At 65.8% G+C, this 14,932-nt stretch carries 12 protein-coding genes; 6 read left to right on the forward strand and 6 right to left on the reverse strand.

Features of this window, described 5'->3' with window-relative positions; all coding sequences use genetic code 11:
* Nucleotides 1-5 precede the first annotated feature (5 nt).
* The 6 genes from ACYUME_RS21045 to edd form a co-directional block, all read right to left on the reverse strand.
* A complete protein-coding gene (locus ACYUME_RS21045; RefSeq protein WP_460416689.1) occupies nt 6-1,292 on the reverse strand; it encodes an ABC transporter substrate-binding protein in 1,287 nt (428 codons plus the stop codon).
* Nucleotides 1,293-1,407: 115 nt separating this feature from the next.
* Nucleotides 1,408-2,625, reverse strand: a complete 1,218-nt coding sequence (locus ACYUME_RS21050) for a D-mannose isomerase (protein WP_460416691.1) — start codon at nt 2,623-2,625, stop codon at nt 1,408-1,410.
* Nucleotides 2,626-2,804: 179 nt separating this feature from the next.
* On the reverse strand, nt 2,805-4,259 hold the full coding sequence (locus tag ACYUME_RS21055) for an ATP-binding protein (protein ID WP_460416693.1): 1,455 nt from the start codon (nt 4,257-4,259) through the stop codon (nt 2,805-2,807).
* Entirely contained in the window at nt 4,243-4,938 is a 696-nt protein-coding gene (locus ACYUME_RS21060; RefSeq protein WP_374119876.1) for a response regulator, read from the reverse strand. Before ACYUME_RS21060 ends, ACYUME_RS21055 begins: the two co-directional genes overlap by 17 nt.
* Nucleotides 4,939-5,118: 180 nt before the next feature.
* Nucleotides 5,119-6,075 carry a glucokinase gene (locus ACYUME_RS21065; protein WP_460416695.1) on the reverse strand — a complete coding sequence of 319 codons (957 nt, stop codon included), beginning with the start codon at nt 6,073-6,075 and terminating at the stop codon, nt 5,119-5,121.
* Complete coding sequence (gene edd, locus ACYUME_RS21070) at nt 6,072-7,898, reverse strand: phosphogluconate dehydratase (RefSeq protein WP_460416697.1); 1,827 nt, start codon at nt 7,896-7,898, stop codon at nt 6,072-6,074. The genes ACYUME_RS21065 and edd overlap by 4 nt, the downstream gene beginning before the upstream one ends.
* A gap of 266 nt (nt 7,899-8,164) precedes the next feature.
* Between edd and gap the strand changes: the two genes are divergently transcribed.
* The 6 genes from gap (at nt 8,165) to ACYUME_RS21100 (ending at nt 14,924) form a co-directional block, all read left to right on the forward strand.
* A complete protein-coding gene (gap, locus tag ACYUME_RS21075; RefSeq protein ID WP_279881708.1) occupies nt 8,165-9,166 on the forward strand; it encodes a type I glyceraldehyde-3-phosphate dehydrogenase in 1,002 nt (333 codons plus the stop codon).
* 241 nt (nt 9,167-9,407) lie between these two features.
* On the forward strand, nt 9,408-9,920 hold the full coding sequence (locus ACYUME_RS21080; RefSeq protein WP_279881710.1) for an RNA polymerase sigma factor: 513 nt from the start codon (nt 9,408-9,410) through the stop codon (nt 9,918-9,920).
* A 93-nt stretch (nt 9,921-10,013) separates the two neighbouring features.
* Nucleotides 10,014-10,976: a FecR family protein gene (locus ACYUME_RS21085; RefSeq protein ID WP_460416699.1), complete on the forward strand. Its 963-nt coding sequence runs from the start codon at nt 10,014-10,016 to the stop codon at nt 10,974-10,976.
* 123 nt (nt 10,977-11,099) lie between these two features.
* Nucleotides 11,100-13,706, forward strand: a complete 2,607-nt coding sequence (locus ACYUME_RS21090; protein ID WP_460416701.1) for a TonB-dependent receptor — start codon at nt 11,100-11,102, stop codon at nt 13,704-13,706.
* A gap of 148 nt (nt 13,707-13,854) precedes the next feature.
* Complete coding sequence (locus ACYUME_RS21095) at nt 13,855-14,460, forward strand: biliverdin-producing heme oxygenase (RefSeq protein WP_279881718.1); 606 nt, start codon at nt 13,855-13,857, stop codon at nt 14,458-14,460.
* Nucleotides 14,461-14,510: 50 nt separating this feature from the next.
* Nucleotides 14,511-14,924: a YbaN family protein gene (locus ACYUME_RS21100; protein ID WP_279881721.1), complete on the forward strand. Its 414-nt coding sequence runs from the start codon at nt 14,511-14,513 to the stop codon at nt 14,922-14,924.
* Nucleotides 14,925-14,932 lie beyond the last annotated feature (8 nt).

Consider the following 14,932-nt stretch of genomic DNA (forward strand, 5'->3'; position numbering starts at 1 on the left):
TGCTGCTACTTGGCGGCGTTGACTGCGGCGGCCAGTTTCTTCGCCGCATCCGCAGGATCGGCCTTAGGATCGTTGATGTAGTTGGTCACCACATCGAAGAACGCCCCCTGTACCGCCAGCGTGGTGGCCATGTTATGCGCCATGCTCGGCTGCAACCCGCCGGACTTGGCATCGGCCAGGAAGTCCTTGGCCGCGGTCTGGGCGCAGCTGTCGAAGCCGTGCTTGCCCATGTCGGCGAGCATGTCGTTACGCACCGGGATCGAGCCCTTGTTGGTGCTGAAGACCTTCTGGAACTCCTCGCCCAGCACCTTGCGGGCGATGTCCTGCTGGCCCGCCGCGGTGCCCTTGTCCTTCTGCTTGAACACCACCAGCGAGTCGATGTTGTAGAGGAACGCTTTGTCGGTGCCGGGGAAGGCCACGCACTGGTAGTCCTTGCCAGCGGTCTTCTTCGCCAGGGTCCATTCGCTCTTGGCCCAGTCGCCCATGATCTGCATGCCGGCCTTGCCGTTGATGACCTTGGCCGCCTCCAGGTTCCAGTCCTGGCCCTTGCCGTCAGGGTCCATGTAGGTGGCGACTTTCTTCAGCTCGGTAAGCGCCTTGACCATCTCGGGGCCGGTCAGGGCCTTTTCATCCAGCTCGACGAGAGCCTTCTTGTAGCCTTCGACGCCCATCACCGAGAGCACCACGCTCTCGAACACGGTGCTGTCCTGCCACGGCTGGCCACCGTGGGCCAGCGGGATGAAGCCGGCGGCCTTGAGCTTGTCACCGGCGGCATAGAATTCTTCGAGGGTGGTCGGCGCCTTGTCGATACCGGCCTTCTTGAACACTTCCGGGTTGATCCACAACCAGTTGATGCGATGGATGTTCACCGGCACGGCCACGTAGTCGCCGTCGTACTTGACGGTGTCGGCGACCTTCTTGTCGAGCAGGCTGTCCCACTTCTCCGCTTTGGCCACGTCCTTGAGCACGTCAGGGTCGAGCAGGCCGGTCGCGGCCCAGTCCTGGATATCCGGCCCTTTGATCTGGGCGACGGCGGGCGGGTTGCCGGCCACCGCGCGGCTCTTGAGCACGGTCATCGCAGTGGCGCCACCACCGCCAGCCACGGCACCGTCCTTCCAGGTAAAGCCATCTTTCTCGACCTGCGCCTTGAGCACGTCAACGGCAGCTTTTTCACCACCAGAGGTCCACCAATGGACGACCTCCACGTTGCCTTTGGATTCGGCGGCATGGGCATTGAGCGAGCAGAGTGAGGCGAGGGAGATCGCGGCGGCGAGACGAAGCGTCGAATGCATGGGAATACCTTTATTGTTGTTATGCGAGGCAAGACTGTCGCTTGCATGGCATGGAGTGTAAGGAGCCCGCGCCCGCAGCCAGGTAACGAACGGATGCGCGAATGTCATCATCTGGTTACATAGCCAGGGCCGTAGCCAGGCTCGGCGCCAGCGGCAGGCGCAGCAGCAGCAGGGCCTGGTAGGCGTGGTAGAGGTCGGGCTTGCCGCCCCAGATCCGCGCACTGGGCAACAGCGCCGGGTCCAGCTCGTGGTGCCAACTGCCGTGGACGCGGTCGATGAAATGGCTGGCGATGAAGTCCCAGAAGCAGCGATACCAATGTTCGTATTGCGCCTCGCCGGTACGCCGCAACAGCGCTGCGGCGGTGGCGCTGGCCTCGGCATGCACCCAGTGCAGGCGCTCGCGCACCACCGGGCGGTTGCGCCAGTCCAGGGTGTAGACCAGCCCCGGCGCGCCATCGGCTTGCCAGGCATGGCGACAGGCGCTGTCGAACAGGCCCTTGGCGGCGGGCAGCAAGGACTCGGGCGCAGGCAGCTGCGCCCGTTGCAGGGCCGCCTCCAGGTGCAGCACCAGGCGTGCCCATTCGAAGGCATGTCCGGGCGTGGTGCCGTAGGGGCGGAAGCCGTCGGCGGGGTTGTCGCGGTTGTAGTCGGGCAATGCCTGCCAGTGCTCGTCGAAATGCTCGGTGACCCGCAAACCATCGGCGGCGGCCTGGGCCAGGATCAAGCGCTCGACGATCCGCAGGGCGCGGCGCAACCACAGCGTGTCGCCGGTCACATCGGCCAGGGCGAGAAACGCCTCGACGCCGTGCATGTTGCTGTTGGCGCCACGGTAGGCCTCCGCCTGCCGCCAGTCGCGGGAGAACGACTCGCGCAAGGCCCCCTCCTCCTCGCACCAGAAGCGCTGCTCGATGACCCGGACCACGGCATCCAGCAGTGCCTGGGCCGGTGTGACACCCGCCACCACCGCCGAACTGGCGGCAAGGGCGACGAAGGCGTGCAGGTAGGCGGCCTTGCCGCTGTCGCCATGGCCTTCGGGCTGCGCGTACCAGCCGTCGTATTCCTGGTCGCGCAGCGGGCCTTGCAGGGCGCCGACGCCATGCTCGACCAGCTCGCGGCAACCCGGAACGCCCTGGATATGCGCCAGGGCGAAGCTGTGGGTCATGCGCGCGGTGTTCATGGTCTCGGCCAGGGCGCAACGGGGCAGGCGGCCTTCGTCGTCGAGGTTGCCGAATCCCTGGGGCAGGCGCGAAGCCCTGGCGAAGGCGAGCAGGCGCAGGGCCTCGGCGTCGAGCCAGGCATGGTGTGTCGGGGAGTCGATCCAGCGGTTGGCCATGGGCGTGGTCTTCCTTGTTGTTGTCAGCCGATTCTAGTCAGCCGTCCTGGCTGGCATGTCACGAAGACCGGCTCGATTGTCACCACATCGTTACATCGAAGCCTTTATCGCGGGGCAAGCCCGCTCCCACGCTGGCCGCGCATGTTGGCGTGGGAGCGGGCTTGCCCCGCGATAAGGGCTCATTCGGCGGTACGGGGTAGGTACAAAGTCACCCGCAACCCACCCTCACGTAGGTTGAACAGGCTCACCTCGCCGCCATGGCTGTGGGCGATGTTGCGCGCGATCCCCAGCCCCAGCCCATAGCCCTGCTGCTGCCCGGCCAGCCGGAAATGCGGCTCGAACACCTGCTCCAGGCGCTGCTCCGGCACCCCCGGGCCCTGGTCGTCCACCTGCAGGACGAAGCCCTCGGCACTGTCGATAATCCGCAGGTGCGCCCGCTCGCCGTACTTGATGGCGTTGTCGATCAGGTTGCCGATGCAGCGACGCAGGGCCAGCGACTTGCCGGGATACGGCGCCAGCGCCTGTCCCTCGAGGGTGATGCGGCCGTCGCCGAGGTAAGGCTCGGCGAGCATCTCCAGCACCTGGTTGAGGTCGATAGGCTCGATGTTCTCGTGAATATCGGTGTCCTTGACGCATTGCAGCGCGCCCTTGACCAGCAGCTCCAGCTCGTCGAGGTCGCGGCTGAACTTCGCTTGCAGCTTCTCGTCCTCGAGCAGCTCGACCCGCAGGCGCAGGCGCGTGATCGGCGTGCGCAGGTCGTGGGAAATGGCGCTGAACAGCTGGGCGCGCTCGGTGAGATAGCGACTGATCCGCTCGCGCATGCTGTTGAACGCCCGCCCCACCTCGACCACTTCGCTGCCGCCGCCCTCGGCCACCGGGGCCACGTCGGCGCCCAGCGACATTTCCCGCGCCGCCCGCGCCAGGCGCTTGAGCGGCCGGCTCTGCCAGTGCACCAACAGGCCGATGAACAGCAACAGCAGGGCGGTGGTCATGGCGATGAAGCCGATCTGCTGACGTGGCAGGCGCTCGGCCTCGAGGCTGGTGTAGGGCTCGGGCAACAGCGAGGCGATGTACAGCCACTCGCCCTCGCCCAGGCGGATCTGGGTCACCAGCACCGGCGGGTTGAGCGGCTCCAGAGTCAACGAGTAGTGCGCCCAGGAACGGGGCAGCTCATCGAGTTTCAGGCCGCTGTTGAAGATCCGCAGGTCATCGGGGCTGACGAATTCGACGGAGATCTCCAGCTGCTGGCCCAGGCGCTCGTGCAACACCTCCTGGAACACGTCGATCACCGCCTGCTTGCGCGGGGTGATCGGCAGCACCGGCATCTCCAGCGGCTTGACGTTGAGCGAGACGAAGAAGCGCGTGCCGCCCATGCTGCGCAACTGGTCGAGGACCATGGGCCGGTAGGCCACCGGCAGCGAACGGAAGTAGCTGACGCTGGCGCTCATCGAATGAGCCAGGCTGCCGGCGCTGGCACGCAGGCCCTGCAGCTGGCTGGCACGCAATTGCGCCACCCAGATCAGGCTGGACAGCCCCTGGGCCAGCAACACCACCAGCAAGGTGAGCAGCAGCATGCGCCCCAGCAAGGAGCGCGGCAGCAGGCGCCAGCGGCGCTCGCTAGGCCGGGCAGACATTGGTCGCCAGCAGGTAGCCGCTGCCGCGCACGGTGCGGATCAGCCGAGGGGGCTTTTCGGTGTCGCGCAGGCGCTGGCGCAGGCGGCTGACCGCCATGTCGACGATACGGTCCAGCGGCATCGGCTCGCGCCCGCGGGTGGCGTTGCCGATGGTGTCGCGGTCGAGGATCTGCTGCGGGTGGTCGAGGAACAGCTTGAGCAGGGCGAAGTCGGCGCCGGAGAGGATCACCTCCTCGCCATCGCGGTGGAACAGGCGATGGCTGACCGTGTCCAGGCGCCAGTCGTCGAAGGCCAGCACCGCGCTGGCCGGCGCCGCCTGGCCAAAATCGGCGCGGCGCAACAGGGCTTTGATCCGGGCCTGCAGCTCACGCGGGCTGAAGGGTTTGCCGAGGTAGTCGTCGGCGCCCAGTTCCAGGCCGATGACCCGGTCGGCCTCGTCGGAGCTGGCGGTCAGCATGATGATCGGCACCCGCGCCTGGCGCGGGTGCTGGCGGACCCAGCGGCACAGGCTGAAGCCGTCCTCGTCGGGCAGCATCACATCGAGAATCACCAAGTCGTAGGGGTTGGCGTCCAGGGCGCGGCGAAAGCCCTGGCCGTCGGGTTCGGCATGGACCTGCAGGCCACAGCGGGCGAGGTAGGTCTGCAACAGTTCGCGGATATCCTGGTCGTCGTCGACCATCAGGATCGATTTGCCGGCAGTGGTCACAATGGTCAGTCCTCTTGTAAACGCAGATCTTTGTGTCTGCTGTGGGGGCTGCTTCGCAGCCCTTTCGCGACACAAGGCCGCTCCTACAGTTGATCGCGTTGCCCTGTAGGAGCGGCCTTGTGTCGCGAAAGGGCCGCGAAGCGGCCCCAGCAATCAATGGTCCAACGCTTGCTGCAAGGCCACCCCGGCCCCCAGCAACCCGGAAAACTCCGCCGTCACCAGCCATACCGGCACCCCGGCGAAGTAACCGCTCATGCAGCCCTTGTCGGCGAAACTCGCGGCAAATCCGCTACGCAGGAACAACTCGGCGAAACGCGGAATCACCCCACCGACAATGTAGACCCCACCCCGGGCGCCCAGGGTGAGCACGTTGTTACCCGCCACCCGACCGAGGAAGCGGCAGAACTGCTCGATCACCGCCAGCGCCCGGGGCTCGCCGGCCAAGGCCGCGTCGGTGATCTGCGCCGGGCTCTTGTGCGTCGGCGTGGCGCCGTCGAGCACACAGATCGCCTGGTACAAGCGCACCAGCCCACCACCACTGAGCACCGTCTCGGCACTGACATGGCCGATCTGCCGGTGAATCTCCTGGTGGATCGCCGCCTCGCGGGCATTGCCCACCGGCAGGTCGACATGCCCGCCCTCCCCCGGCAGCGCCAGCCAGTGCTCGCCCAGGCGCAGCAGGCTGCCCACGCCCAGGCCGGTGCCGGGGCCGATCACCAGCGCCGGGCGCGACGAGTCGGCGAGGCCTGCGCAGACCTCGCGGAACTCGCCGTCGCGCAGGCGCGTCATGCCCAGGGCCATGGCGGAAAAATCGTTGATCAGCAACAAGCGCTCGACCTGCAGCGTCTGGCAGAAGGCACTGCGGCTCAGGCGCCAGTGGTTGTTGGTGAAGCGGAATTCGTCGCCGTCCACGGGGCCTGCTACCGCCAGGCACACCGCCGTCAGGCCGCCACGGGCGATGCCCTGGTCGGCGAGGTAGGCCTCGATGGCCTGCTCGGGGCTGGTGTAGTCGGCGGTGGCCAGCACCTGGACCGCCTGCAGCTCGTTGTCGCGCCACAAGGCGAAACGTGCGTTGGTGCCGCCGATGTCGCCGACCAGCAAGGCATTCATTTGAGATTCTCCAGGGCCGAGGTGAAGGCGCTCGCGCCCTGTTCGGCCGAACTGAACGCCACGCGCATGAAGCCGAACAGCTCGCGCCCGCAGCCCAGGTCGTTGCCCGTGGGCGGCTCGGGCAGTTCACGGCTGGCCAGTTCCTCGGCCGAAACCATGATCCGCAGCGTGCCTTCGGCACCATCGACGCGCACGATATCACCATCACGCACCCGCGCCAGCGGGCCACCGTCGAAAGCCTCCGGGCACACGTGGATGGCCGCCGGGATCTTGCCCGAGGCGCCGGACATGCGCCCGTCGGTAACCAGCGCCACCTTGAAGCCGCGATCCTGCAGCACGCCGAGGAACGGTGTCAGCTTGTGCAGCTCGGGCATGCCGTTGCAACGCGGGCCCTGGAAGCGCACCACGGCGACGAAGTCGCGCTCCAGCTCGCCGGCCTTGAACGCATCGGCCAGCGACTGCTGGTCGTGGAATACTCGGGCCGGCGCCTCGACCACGCGATGTTCTGGCGCCACCGCCGACACCTTCATCACGCCGCGCCCCAGGTTGCCCTCCATGACCCGCAGGCCGCCCTCGGCGGAGAACGGCCGCGCCACCGGGCGCAGGATGCTTTCGTCGAGGCTGTCCTGCGGCCCTTCGCGCCAGACCAGTTGGCCATCCTCGAGGAACGGCTCCTGGGTATAGCGGCGCAGGCCGTGCCCGGCCACGGTATTGACGTCCTCGTGCAGCAGGCCCGCGTCGAGCAGCTCGCGAATGAGGAACGCCATGCCGCCGGAGGCCTGGAAGTGGTTGATGTCGGCCTTGCCGTTCGGATAGACGTGGGACAGCGTCGGCACCACCTCGGACAGGTCGGCCATGTCCTGCCAGGTCAGCTGGATGCCGGCGGCCTGGGCGATGGCGGGGATGTGCAGGGTGTGGTTGGTCGAGCCGCCGGTGGCGTGCAGGGCGACGATCGAGTTGACCAGCGCCTTTTCGTCGACGATCTCGCCGATGGGCATGAAGTTGCCGCTGGCCTTGGTCATGCGCGTGACCTGGCGCGCGGCCTCGGCGGTGAGGGCGTCGCGCAGCGGCGTGTAGGGATTGACGAACGAAGCGCCCGGCAGGTGCAGGCCCATCACTTCCATCACCAGCTGGTTGGTGTTGGCCGTGCCGTAGAAGGTGCAGGTGCCCGGGCCGTGGTAGCTCTTCATTTCCGATTCGAGCAGTTGCTCGCGAGTGGCCTTGCCCTCGGCGTAGCGCTGGCGCACATCAGCCTTCTCCTTGTTGGAGATGCCCGAGACCATCGGCCCGCCCGGCACGAAGATGGTCGGCAGGTGGCCGAAACGCAGCGCGCCCATCATCAGGCCGGGAACGATCTTGTCGCAGATGCCCAGCATCAGAGCGGCGTCGAACATGTTGTGCGACAGGGCGATGGCGGTGGACATGGCGATCACTTCGCGGCTGGCAATGGCCAGTTCCATGCCCGGCTCGCCCTGGGTGACGCCATCGCACATGGCCGGCACGCCGCCGGCGAACTGGCCGACCGAGCCGACTTCGCGCAGGGCTTGCTTGATCTGCTCGGGGAAGTGCTGGTACGGCTGGTGCGCCGAGAGCATGTCGTTGTAGGCCGAGACGATGGCCACGTTGGCGGCGTTCATCAGGCGCAGGGTCTGCTTGTCCTCGCCACCACAGCCGGCCACGCCATGAGCGAAGTTGGCGCACTGCAGGCTGGCGCGCATGGGTCCGTCACTGGCCGCCCCACGGATCAGCTCAAGGTAGCGTTCACGGGTACGGCGGCTGCGGGCGATCAGCCGTTCGGTGACCTCAAGGATGCGCGGATGCATGTACTGGACTCCAGGCTAACTGTGGGGCGGCCTCCACTGGCCATTTCCCCTCCAAACGATTGCGACCTAGGCTCTAGAAAAAGGTGCCTGGACCGTTCGAAATAGGGCTGACCCGACCACTCGTTGTATGTTTAAACAAAATACTGCCAGCAAAAAGGCTTGTTTTCTATCTCTCTGTGAATAATCTTGTAATTCCAACAACAAAACCGTTTCAGTGAAGCTGCCCTTTGTGCCACAGGCTTCACCCGACTGCCAGAGGTAACGCCATGACCCTACGCATCGCCATCAACGGATTCGGTCGCATCGGCCGCAACGTCCTGCGCGCACTGTACACGCAGGGCTACCGCCAGGACCTGCAGGTCGTCGCCATCAACGACCTGGGCGACAGCGCGATGAACGCCCACCTGCTCAAGTACGACAGCGTCCACGGCACCTTCGACGCCAGCGTCGAGGTCGACCACGAAAGTCTCACCGTCAATGGCGATCGCATCGCCGTCAGCGCCATCCGCAACCCCGCCGAGCTGCCCTGGAAGACCTTGGCCATCGACGTCGTCTTCGAGTGCACCGGACTGTTCACCGAACGCGCCAAGGCCGCCGCCCACCTGGCGGCCGGCGCTGGCAAGGTGATCGTCAGCGCCCCGGCCAAGGGTGCCGACGCCACCGTGGTGTACGGGGTCAACCACGATGTGCTGCGCGCCTCGCACCAGATCATCTCCAATGCCTCGTGCACCACCAACTGCCTGGCGCCGATCGCCCAGGTGCTGCACCGCGAGTTCGGCATCGAACAGGGCCTGATGACCACCATCCACGCCTACACCAACGACCAGGTGCTCACCGACGTCTATCACAGCGATCCGTACCGCGCCCGCTCGGCCACCCAGTCGATGATTCCGAGCAAGACCGGCGCCGCCGAGGCTGTGGGCCTGGTGCTGCCGGAACTGGCCGGCAAGCTCACCGGCATGGCCGTGCGGGTGCCGGTGATCAACGTGTCGTTGGTCGATCTCACCGTCAACCTCAAGCGCGAGGCCAACGCCGACGAAGTCAACCAGCTGTTCCTCGAGGCCAGCCGCCACTCCCGGGTGCTGGGCTATAACGCCCTGCCGCTGGTGTCGTGCGACTTCAATCACAACCCGCTGTCGTCGATCTTCGACGCCAACCACACCCGCGCCAACGGGCGCATGCTCAAGGTGCTGGCCTGGTACGACAACGAATGGGGCTTCTCCAACCGCATGCTGGACAACTGCCTGGCGTTGTTCAACGCCAGGTGACGTTTTGCACGGTTCCCTGTAGGAGCGGCCTTGTGTCGCGAAAGGGCTGCAGAGCAGCCCCAGGGTTTCGATGTGAATGCAGAAATTGCTGGGGCCGCTGCGCGGCCCTTTCGCGACACAAGGCCGCTCCTACAGGGATCGCGTTAACCGCAATATTTACCTGTTCATGACGTTTCCGTGCTTGACCTGACGCACGGATGATAAGCATTATCATTCACCCGAAAATCGACCAGGTTTCCCCGTGAGTCAGTCCCGGTTCAATTCAGTGTTCCTCACCCAGCGCCTTACCTTGCTGCGCACGCTGCAGCGCATGGTGGGCAACCCCAGCACAGCCGAGGACCTGCTTCAGGAAACCTACCTGCGCGTTACCCGCGCCCTGGGTGAGCGGCCCATCGAACACCTGGAGCCGTTCGTCTTCCAGACCGCGCGCAACCTCGCCCTGGACCACCTGCGCGCCCGCCGGGTGCAGGCCCGGACCCTGGTGGACGACGTGCCCGAGCAGGTCCTGCACAACGTCGCCGCCCAGGTCGGCAGCAGCGAGGACGCCGCTCACGCCGAACAGTTGCTCAAGCACCTGAGCGTCAGCCTCGGCCAGTTGAGCGCACGCCAGCAACGCATCTTCATCCTCAGTCGCCTGCACGGCGCCAGTTACCTGGAAATTGCCGAGCAGTTGCAGGTTTCGGCCAGCACCGTGCAGAAGGAACTGAAACTGATCATGGCCATCTGCATGGGCGTGGCCGATCGTCACCAGTGACCCGACCGCTCGCCGCCGATCCGCGCAAACCCCTTGCCATGCGCCGGGCCTGGGCCGATCATGCGCAAAAAAATGCCGCTGCAAGGATTCCCCGTGACCGACCACCCCGCCCCTCGCCCGACACCCGCCGAGCCCGACGCCCGCGCCCGTGCCCGCGAAGAGGCGCTGGACTGGTTGATCCGCCTGCAGTGCGCCGATGAGCAAGACACCCAGGCGTTCGAGCACTGGCTCGGCGCCGAGCCGGAGAATGCCGAGGCCTACGTCGAGGCCGAAGCGCTATGGAACGGCACGCCGCTGCGCCAGGCCGCCGACCGTCTGCACCGCCGACAGCGGCGCTCGCTTGGCGGACGCCTGCGCAGCCACTGGAAACCGCTGGCCACGGCCGCCGTGCTGCTGGTCGGGCTGTTCACCTTCGGCAACCTGCCCGTACGCCTGCAGGCCGACCACCTTACCGTGGTCGGCGAGCGCCAGCGCCTGCAACTGGACGATGGCGCCAAGGTGCTGCTCAACACCAACTCGGCCTTCGCCAGCGATGTGCAGGGTGGTCGCCAGGTGGCCCGCCTGCTGCAGGGCGAGGCCTACTTCCAGGTATCGGGCAGCAGCCAGCCCCCGCTGGAGGTGAGGGCTGGTCCCTTGCGCGCCAGCGTGCGCGATACCGACTTCGCCGTGCGCTACCTCGATGGCGAGGCCCAGGTCCGCGTGCAACGCGGCGATGTCGACCTGCAGGCGGCGAGCGACCAGCGCATCCGCCTCAGCGCTGGCGACAGCATCAGCGTCGGCCCCAAGGGCTTCAGCGAACGCCAGCGCGCGGACCTGCGCAAGGACCTGGCCTGGGTCGAAGGCCGCCTGGTGTTCGAGAACTGCCCGCTCAGCCAGGTGCTGGCCGAAGTCCGCCGTTACTACCCCGGCTGGATCATCAGCCGCAATGCCGAGCTGGAGCAGGTCGCGGTCACCGGCAACTACCGTCTCGACCAGCCGCTGGAAACGCTTCGCGCCCTGGCTCACATCACCTCGGCGCAGTTGCACGAGTACCCCGCGCTGGTGATTCTCAACTGATCCGAAGTTTTTTTACGCGATCACCCCCTGTCGCCCGTCTCGTTATAGCCAATACGATTGATTCTCGTTCGAAAACGAGAACAAACACTGCCTATAACCCACGCGCGACAGGGAGCGCTCTCGATGCCCACAGGTCAAACCCGCCCGTCCTCTTCTTCCCGCCGTCGCGGGCAATTGTCCCTGTTGACCCTGGCCCTGCTCGCCAGCGGCGCCTGCAGCCTGCCGGCGCTGGCCGTGGAACCGGCCCAGGCGAGCAGCCCGCGCATGGGCGACTATCGCTTCGCCATCACCCAGCAGCCGCTGGTCGAAGCCATCAACGCCTTCAGCAAGGTGACCGGTTGGCAGGTCGGTTTCAGCGCCACGCTGGCCGACGGCGTCGCCTCGCCGGGCGTGCAGGGCTCGCTGACCCCGGAGGCGGCACTGCAGCGCCTGCTGCGCGGTACAGGCCTGAGCTACCGCAAGATCGGCAACGGCAACGTGGTGCTCGAGCGCCAGTCCGCGGGCAACGTCATCGCCCTGCAGCAGGTCACCGTCAGCGCCACGCGCAGCGCCCAGGATGTCAGCCAGGTGCCGAGCACCGTCAGCGTGCAGACCCGTGAGCAGCTGGATCGGCAGAACGTTAACGACATCAAGCAGCTGGTGCGTTACGAGCCCGGCGTTTCGGTGTCCGGCACCGGCCAGCGCAGCGGCCTGAACGGCTACAACATCCGTGGTATCGATGGCGACCGGGTGCTGACCCAGGTGGACGGCGTAACGATTCCCGACAGTTTCTTCTACGGTCCCTATGCCCAGACACAACGCAACTACGTCGATCCGGAGATCGTCAAGCGGGTGGAGATCCTGCGCGGCCCGGCCTCGGTGCTGTACGGCAGCAATGCCATTGGTGGCGCGGTGAGCTACTACACCCTAGACCCGGAAGACATCATCAAGCCAGGCAAGGATGTCGGCGCACGCCTGAAGTCCGGCTACAGCTCCGCCGACGAAAGCTGGTTGACCTCGGCCACCGTCGCGGGCCGCCAGGGCGAGTTCGACGGCCTGCTGCACCTGAGCCAGCGCAACGGCCATGAGACCGAGTCCTATGGCGGGCACGGTGGCCCCGGCATCGCGCGAACCAAGGCCAACCCCGAAGACGTTCGCACCACCAACGTGCTGGCCAAGCTGGGCTGGAATTACGCCGATGACGCGCGACTCGGGCTGACCTACGAGCACTACAAGGATGATCGCGACCAGAACATCCTCAGCGCGGTGGGTGGGCCGTATGACGGCAACCGCCCCCTGGGCATGTACCGCAGCCGTACCGGTAACGACACCGTTACCCGCGAACGTTTCGGCATCAATCACGAGTTCGGCCTGGACACACTGCTCGCCGACCACGTCAAGTGGAGCCTGAACTACCAGATCGCCAAGACTGACCAGGAAACCTCTGAAATCTACTTCCCGTTCAGCCGCACCGTGCTGCGCGAACGCGACACCACCTACAAGGACCGCCAATGGGTGCTCGATGCCCAGCTGGACAAAGCGTTCCGTATCGGTGAAACCGACCACCTGCTCACCTACGGCACCACGCTCAAACATGAAAAGATCACCGGCCTGCGTACCGGCAACGGCACCTGCCTAGTGGTGGGCGGCGCCTGCCGCTTCATCGGCCAGAACAGCCCGGCCGACACCCCGGCACCGGTCAGCGACTTCCCGGATCCGACCATCAACACCTACAGCCTGTTCGCCCAGGATGAGATCCGCTGGAACAACTGGACCTTCCTGCCCGGCGCACGCTACGACTACACCCGCATCGATCCGAAGATGACCGCCGAGTACCTGCGGGGCGTCCAGGACACCAGCCCGACCCCGGAAAGCGGTATCGATGATGCTGACAAGAAGTGGCACCGTCTGTCGCCCAAGCTTGGGGTGACCTATGCCTTCAACGACAACTACACCTGGTACGGCCAGTACGCCGAAGGTTTCCGTACGCCAAGCGCCAAAGCCATCTGGGGTCGCTTCACGAACCTCGCCGGAGGTTATGCGGTGGAGCCCAATCCAGGCCTGGAGCCGGAAAAGAGCAAGAGCTACGAAACCGGACTGCGTGGCAACTTCGACGCTGGCAACTTCGATGTGGCAGTGTTCTACAACAAGTATCGCGACTTCATCAATGAAGAGGCCGTCAAATCGTCCAACCTGGGTAGCGCCTTCCAGGCCAGCAATATCAAGCACGCGACCATCAAGGGCGCCGAGGTCAAGGGTCGTCTGAACCTGGACCGCTTCGGCGCGCCAGAGGGCCTGTACACCGTCGGCTCCATCGCCTATGCCTACGGGCGCAACGACGACACCGGCCAACCTCTCAACAGCGTCAACCCGCTGACCGGCGTGTTCGGCCTGGGCTACGAGCAAGTTGACTATGGCACCCAGCTCAGCTGGACCGTGGTCAAACGCAAGAACCGCGTGGACGACACCAAGTTCTTTGCTCCCGACGGTTCCAGCTCCGATTTCCGTACCCCTGGCTACGGTGTGCTCGACCTGACCGGGTTCTACCGGATCACCGACGATCTGACCATCAATGGCGGTTTGTACAACCTTACCGACAAGAAGTACTGGCAATGGGATGACGTACGCAAGTACGCCATGGTCGGCAACCCCAATGGGCAGAGCGAAGCAGCCGCTACCCAGCCGGCCAACCTGGATCGCCTGACAGCCCCTGGCCGTAACTTCGCCATCAATCTGGTGTGGGATATCTGATCGACTGAAAAGGGCGGCGCCCGCGATGCAGGTGCCGCCCGTTTCAAGTCATGAGAATGATTTCACTTCGCAGGTGAGGTTTTTTTACTGTCCCGCGTCTTCTCTTTCGTCTTGTCACTAGACAGCCCCATTTCCCAAGGATGCCCCCATGACCACTCCGTCCGCCGAACGCGCCGCGCTGCGCTCCCAACGCCTGAACCAGGTCACCCACGCCCCGCACACCGAGCTCGACGCCCTGGTCAAGTCGCACAAGCCGTTCGACAGCCGCGAAAGCTTCGCCCGCTTCGTGGTCGCCCAGTACCTGTTCCAGTCCGAACTGCAAGCGCTGTACACCGACCCCAAGCTGATCGCCATCGTTCCTGACCTGGCCGAGCGCTGCCGCGCCGAACAGGCCCGCCTGGACCTGGCCGACCTCGACACCGAAGTGCCGGCGCCGTTCGCCGGGGCCTTGCAAAACCCAAGCCTGGGCGAGGCCCTGGGCTGGATCTTCGTCTCCGAAGGCTCCAAACTGGGCGCCGCGTTCCTGATCAAGCGTGCCGTGGCCCTGGAACTGTCCGAGACCTTCGGCGCTCGTCACCTGGGCGAGCCAGCCGGTGGCCGCGCCGAAGGCTGGAAACAGTTCACCCGGATCCTCGACGGCCTGGAATTGTCGCCCGAGGAAGACGCCGCCGCCGAACGTGGCGCGGTCGCCGCCTTCGAGCGCTTCACCGAGCTGCTCAAGCATGCCTACGCCACCGACGCGGCGCTGGCCTGACACGCTTTACCCCGGCCGCCTGCGGGCGGCCGCACCGTTGCAGTGAGACCATGACCCGAATCGCCCGCTCGAAACTGTCCCGTCTGCTCTACGCGATCCTCGCCTACGTCAGCCTGGGGATAGGCCTCGTGGCCATCGTCATCCCCGGATTGCCGACCACCGAATTCATCCTGCTCGCCGCCTGGGCCGCCACCCGCAGCTCGCCGCGCCTATCGGCCTGGCTGGAGAACCACCGGCTGTTCGGCCCGATTCTCTTCAACTGGCGCAACGGCAAGGTGATCCAGCGGCGCGCCAAGATCAGCGCGACCATCAGCATGCTGCTGTGTGCCGGCCTGATGCTGACCTTTCTCGAACACCGCTGGCCGGTGTTCCTCGCCATCGGCGGCATGACCCTGGGCAATCTGTGGATCTGGTCGCGCCCGGAACGCCCGACCACGCAAGGCGCCGTCGAACTGCGAGGTTGATTCATTTG

It is taken from the genome of Pseudomonas sp. microsymbiont 2 (assembly GCF_054788395.1).